The sequence below is a fragment of the Candidatus Methanodesulfokora washburnensis genome, from assembly GCF_003947435.1.
GTDB classification, from domain to species: Archaea; Korarchaeota; Korarchaeia; order Korarchaeales; family Korarchaeaceae; genus Methanodesulfokora; species Methanodesulfokora washburnensis.
Map to the genome: position 1 here is coordinate 1 of NZ_RCOS01000033.1, position 5,243 is coordinate 5,243.

At 38.1% G+C, this 5,243-nt stretch carries 5 protein-coding genes; all 5 read left to right on the forward strand.

Translation table 11 applies throughout. The features are described 5' to 3' along the window. Positions 1 to 1,236: type III-B CRISPR-associated protein Cas10/Cmr2 (cas10, locus tag D6D85_RS02485; RefSeq protein ID WP_125670502.1), on the forward strand; the 1,236-nt coding region annotated here is incomplete at its 5' end. Beyond that, positions 1,237 to 2,193, forward strand: a complete 957-nt coding sequence (locus D6D85_RS02490; RefSeq protein WP_125670503.1) for a type III-B CRISPR module-associated Cmr3 family protein — start codon at positions 1,237 to 1,239, stop codon at positions 2,191 to 2,193. 6 nt (positions 2,194 to 2,199) lie between these two features. Further along, on the forward strand, positions 2,200 to 3,405 hold the full coding sequence (gene cmr1, locus D6D85_RS02495; protein ID WP_125670504.1) for a type III-B CRISPR module RAMP protein Cmr1: 1,206 nt from the start codon (positions 2,200 to 2,202) through the stop codon (positions 3,403 to 3,405). Then, positions 3,402 to 4,178 (forward strand): type III-B CRISPR module RAMP protein Cmr6, encoded by a 777-nt coding sequence (gene cmr6 / locus D6D85_RS02500; RefSeq protein ID WP_125670505.1) that lies wholly within the window; start codon positions 3,402 to 3,404, stop codon positions 4,176 to 4,178. The genes cmr1 and cmr6 overlap by 4 nt, the downstream gene beginning before the upstream one ends. A gap of 173 nt (positions 4,179 to 4,351) precedes the next feature. After that, positions 4,352 to 5,243: CRISPR-associated CARF protein Csx1 (csx1, locus tag D6D85_RS02505; protein WP_125670506.1), on the forward strand; the 892-nt coding region annotated here is incomplete at its 3' end.

A 5,243-nucleotide genomic window follows, 5' to 3' on the forward strand; every position in this document is an offset into this window, starting at 1 on the left:
CTTCATATAAACGATAAGTTAAAGAATTATCTCAAAAACTTCCTCTTTGCTGAATCGGAAGACGCAGTACTTGAGACGAAGGGCTATGAAATATCTCCCAGAGGTCTTTGGAATCGGATCAGAGGAGAGCTTCAAGAGAAAGGGATCTTAACTCCTCCAATAAACACATACTATGCATTAATAAGGGCAGATGGGGATAACATGGGGAAAATTATGGGAGGAGATTTCAGCATTTTTGGAGTAAAAGTGGAGGATTATATCGTTAACTCATTTGAGGGAGAATCAAAAGAAATAATAAAGACTTTACTGGAAAACAAAAATTCAGCTAAGGAAATTGCACGTAAAAAAGGTCTTGATGAGAGAAACATAGATGAAGCCAGCAAATTTATAGACAATATCAAACTGATGGGGAAGTTGCCCGTCAGCATATCTTATCATGTTTCAGTTTCAAGAGCTTTAATGATAGCAGCTCTCAAGGATATAGAGATAGTGGAGAAGAATAATGGAGTTGTAATCTATGCAGGAGGGGATGATCTTCTTTCAGTAGCACCTGTTAGTTCTGCGGTTAAAATAATTGACGGGAGTAGATTAGCATATGGAGGTTTTGTTAGGGAAGCGCATAGTCACAAGGGTGTGAGATTTCATAAGTTCAATAACTATTACATTCCGTCGATGGGAAATATGGGGAGGAGCTATTCTCTTTATATTGCACACTACAAATATCCGCTTTATGATGTGGTAAAAGCCTCCGCCTTAAGTATTGATGAAATAGCGAAGAAATCAATTTGGATATGTGGAGAAAAGAAGAAAGGGAAGGATTCTCTTGTCATAACATATTCGGCAAGGGGTTCTGTGGAAAACGCTCTTATCCCATTCTCCTTGGAAAAACCTGAATTCATACTCACAAATCTTACATTATTCCTAGAGGATATGATGAACATGATTTCATCAAAGAAGGTTTCAACAACATTGCTTTATGAAGCATCTGGTGGAAGAATCATGAAAACGGCAGAAAGAGCGTGGAAGGCGAAGGAAATGGAAATATTCGAGGAATTGATAAAATACATAGTAAAGAGACATTTACAAGAAGAAGAGCCCCTGAATAAAATAATGAAAACAATAAAAGAGAACGAAGACATCAGGAGATATGATGCGCAAGAAGAAATTGAAAAACCCCTCTTCCTGGAAATTTTCAAGTCCTGTAAACTTCTTTATAGCGGTTTGAGAGGTGAGTAGATGTATAGAGCTTTATTTAGAGTTCTTGAACCGTATTTATTTAGAGGACCTGGAGAGTTCGATCCAAGTACAAGGGGAGTCTATTCCTCTGCGTATTCTCTTCTTGCACCAAGTCCATCAACAATAGCAGGGGCTATTGCAACAACGTTTGGATATATTGACACAAGCCACATGGGGTGGGATTCTGCATACTCGATGGTCCTTAAAGGGATGAAGCTTAGAGGACCCTATCTAAGGAGGAAATCTACCTACTATGTGGAGAATAGGGTGAATGGCGTATTCTTAATGTTGAATGATGTCCCAAATTATTCAGATATGAGAAAGAAGCAGCTCTGTGAAGAGATGAGGGAGGAGCTAAAGGAGGAGGAATTTATTAAGAGAGGATTTATACCCCGAACGTTAACTTTTACTGGAATAGGATTAGAAACGAGAACTGAAGAGATGAAGAAGGTAGCTGATGAAGTGAGAGGACTCATTTACACAGCAAATTTCATAGACTATCTGTCTGGAAGAGATGCTAACATAGAAATTACAATAGAATTCGATATAGTGTCTGAAAAAATGAAGACTGGAAAATATGTAGTGAGACTTGGAGGAGAAGGAAGGGCTTCGCTTCTCGAAATACTAAAAGTTGATAGTTATATATACAGAGTCCCTGAAAAAGCAAATCTCCTCTACGTTCTATCCCCCATCCTCTATGAAACCGGGATAGAGTTTATGAAGAAACTGAAGGAAGACTTATGGGAGGCTGGTGACATCAAAGTTTATGGAAAAATAGAGATTTTAGGTGTTGGGTATAGTGAGATGAAAAAGAAAAGAAAGCCAATTTATCAAGCCCTAATTCCAGGAAGTGTTATAAGTCTTGAAAAAAGCGTGGAAGGAAGAAAAATATACGAGGAAGGGATAGGCGTTGGAAAGGAGCTTGGCTTTGGTTCCGTTATCCCCGTTGAAAGGTGATGGGAAATGAGCCTCATCCTTAAGTTGAGGAGCGAGAATTGGCTTCTTCTTGGAGGATATGATACTCAATTCCATAAGGATGATCCCCTTAGGACTCAATCAATTAAAGGACTTTGGAGATACTGGTTAAGAGTTTACATAGCAGGAGCTCTATACGAAGCTGGAAAACTTAAATGCAAAAAAGAATGTACATCGGAAATAGAATACATTTGTGAAAAGACAGGAAACATATTAGGCAGCCTTAATTCAGCTTCAAAGTTTAGAATAATTGTAAACAAAGTTTCTTTTAGTGAAAAAGGACATAAGGATATATGTAGTGCTCAGAGGATAAAACTTCTTTCGCTTGGAGGGCGATGGAAGGTAAGCTATGGAGAGAATCTTTATGCAGAGATAAGAATAGAGGAATCTCCTCATGTTAAAAGGATAGATGAAAATGAGAGGAAGCTTGCATTAGGATCCCTCCTAACTGCTCTATCCTTGAATGGTATAGGAAAAGGAGGAAGAAGAGGTTTGGGTACATTCTCAATCGAAGTTGATGGTTTTGAAGGAAAGTTCTTAAAAGACAAAAAGATCAATTACAATATGCTAAAAGAGTTAATAAATGGGACTTTAGATTCTGCAAGATCTTACCTTAATCTTGAAGTGGAAAGAGTATCTGAAATACCACCACTTGACTGTATATCTAGGGTGAAAATCGACCTCTCAGATATCGGGGAATCCATCAGCTTATTTGACAAGAGAGAGGTCCCAGTTTTTACAATAATAAAAGTTGAGCCAAAAACTGAGAAGAGAATAGAAGACATGGTAATTGAACTTCAAGATTTCTTCTATAGACCAGGGAGGTTGAGAAGAATGGGATTTAAGACAACAAGTGCTGACAAAAGTCAGGATATCATAACGAGAAGGAGATTAGCTTGGTTTCTGGGACTTCCCAGGGAGCAGAGGGGGACAGGCTATATAAGCAATGTTAATAGAAGGGCAAGCCCAATCCATCTCGCAGTTCATGAGGAAAACGCTCTATTCACTCTATTCCTCTCCAGCAACTGGCCCACTGAGATTAGATGGAAAGGATTGTATGAGAAGGAACAACGAGGTGAAAAACCACTAAACGTAGATGGCAATAGGGTGAAAGAAGCATATCTCTGCTTAATCTCAAGCCTCGAAAATTATCTTAAGAAAATGAATTATAAGTATGAGGTGATTTATCCATGATGTATACTGAAGAAATCCCCTTAGATCCATCTTTCATTAATGTGCTTTCTTGGCTTAGGAGGAAAAGTGTAGGATATTTAAAAGATAAGGCTAGAATCAGGAAGGAAGATCATAAGGAAAGGGAGATTCTAGAAGAGAGGAAAAGAAGGATATTAAAGGAATTGTCAATGGCTTATTTCCCAGAAAAGCTTAATAAAGTGTTTAAAAAAGCTTCAAGCATTCTAGATGCACAGAAATCAGCTCTTCAAGCATGCGGATATATTGTATTTGATTTTCCGGGAAGAACAGAATCAAGATTAATAGTGGGTATGGCAAACGATATATTTGGAAAACAAGTATTTGAAGTAGGTTTATCATGGGATCCTTTGCTGAATCTCCCCTACATACCTGCATCTTCCCTTAAAGGAGCTTTCAGATCCTACATAGAGATGGAAAAGAAGGATTTAGCTTCTCTGCTTGGAACTAAGGAGGAAGCATCCTCCATAGTATTTCTCAACGCATATCCCATAAACTCAAGGTATAATCTTCTGGTTCCTGAGGTCACAACTCCCATATACAAGGAGCAAGAAGGAAAGATAAGAGAGACTGAGGCTGAACCAAGCCCCATAACATATCTGGCGATAAATAAAGATGTTGCCTTCAGGATTATAGTCGGTGTAAAGCTAAATGGGAAAGCTGTATACGATCAGCTTAGATATCTCCTACAAGATATGCTTAAAAGAGGGGTCGGAGCGAAGACTCTCTTGGGGTATGGCGTGATGGAACTTTCATAGGAAAGTTGAATGCATTATTTACGTTTTGCGGCTTAATTCTTGTTTTTGGATCTTTCATCTCCAGTTGGTAAATGTAAGTGTTTAAGCAAAGTTCCATAGGCTATCGATAAACATCGAATGCTACTGTATGTAAAGCTTAATTAAGCTACAGAGCATAAATTGCTAAGCAGGGTATGAGATCTATTTTTATTGCTACATGGGGTAATCCCTTTATCTGGTCTCCCGTAGAGTATAGATATGAAGGTAGATCCGTTGAAAATCGTTCTTCGCTTCCATTACTTCTCGAATGCGTGGATCCTAAGCCCGACCAAGTGTTAGTGATAATTTTGGATACTGTTGCTAAAGAGCCTATCTCCTCATATAATAATCTTTTGGATCATATTTGCTCATTATATAGCGATTTTATAAACGAGAGGATTGGCGTTGACTTGAAGAAGAGCAATTTGAGCATTCTAGTAGCTCCTGGCGTGGGTAGGTTTAAGATCGATGGGAATGTTTTTATTAGATTTGATGGAAATTTAAGCGATTTTTATGCTTATATCTTATTCAGGTTATCGAAGATTTTCTTGGATTGTGATGATGAAGTTGTTGTACATTTAGATTTAAGTCATGGAATAAATTTTATGCCATCCCTAACGCTTGCAGCTATTAGGGAGTTGTTAAGTGCTCTATCCCTAACTAGTAATGTTAGACTCAAAATCTATAATAGTGAGCCGTACGTTAATAGAGAGGTGACAAGATCTCTAACGATACACTTAGTTGAAGACAGGGAGATTACACCGATACTTGATATTAAGCCGCTTGGCGTAAAGGGTGAATGTATGCTTCTTAAGGCAAGAATGAAAAATTTAAATTCTAAGAAGCAGGCCCTCCTTAAGAGTATGCGCTTAAGTCGTGAAGAACTAAATGAAATAAACGCATTTATTAGTTCCATCTTTAACGGTCTACCCCTTGCTCTCTATTCATTCTATCCTGAAGATTTGAATGAGAAACTTAACTATGCTGTAAAGTTGTGGATGGATATGATAAATATAATCCGGGAAGGAGGCGAGATTAGCGTAGTAA

Coding starts and splice junctions, on each gene's coding strand:
- cmr6 (WP_125670505.1), top strand. CDS start 3,402: ATGATGTATACTGAAGAAATCCCCTTAGATCCATCTTTCATTAATGTG.
- D6D85_RS02490 (WP_125670503.1), top strand. CDS start 1,237: ATGTATAGAGCTTTATTTAGAGTTCTTGAACCGTATTTATTTAGAGGA.
- cmr1 (WP_125670504.1), top strand. CDS start 2,200: ATGAGCCTCATCCTTAAGTTGAGGAGCGAGAATTGGCTTCTTCTTGGA.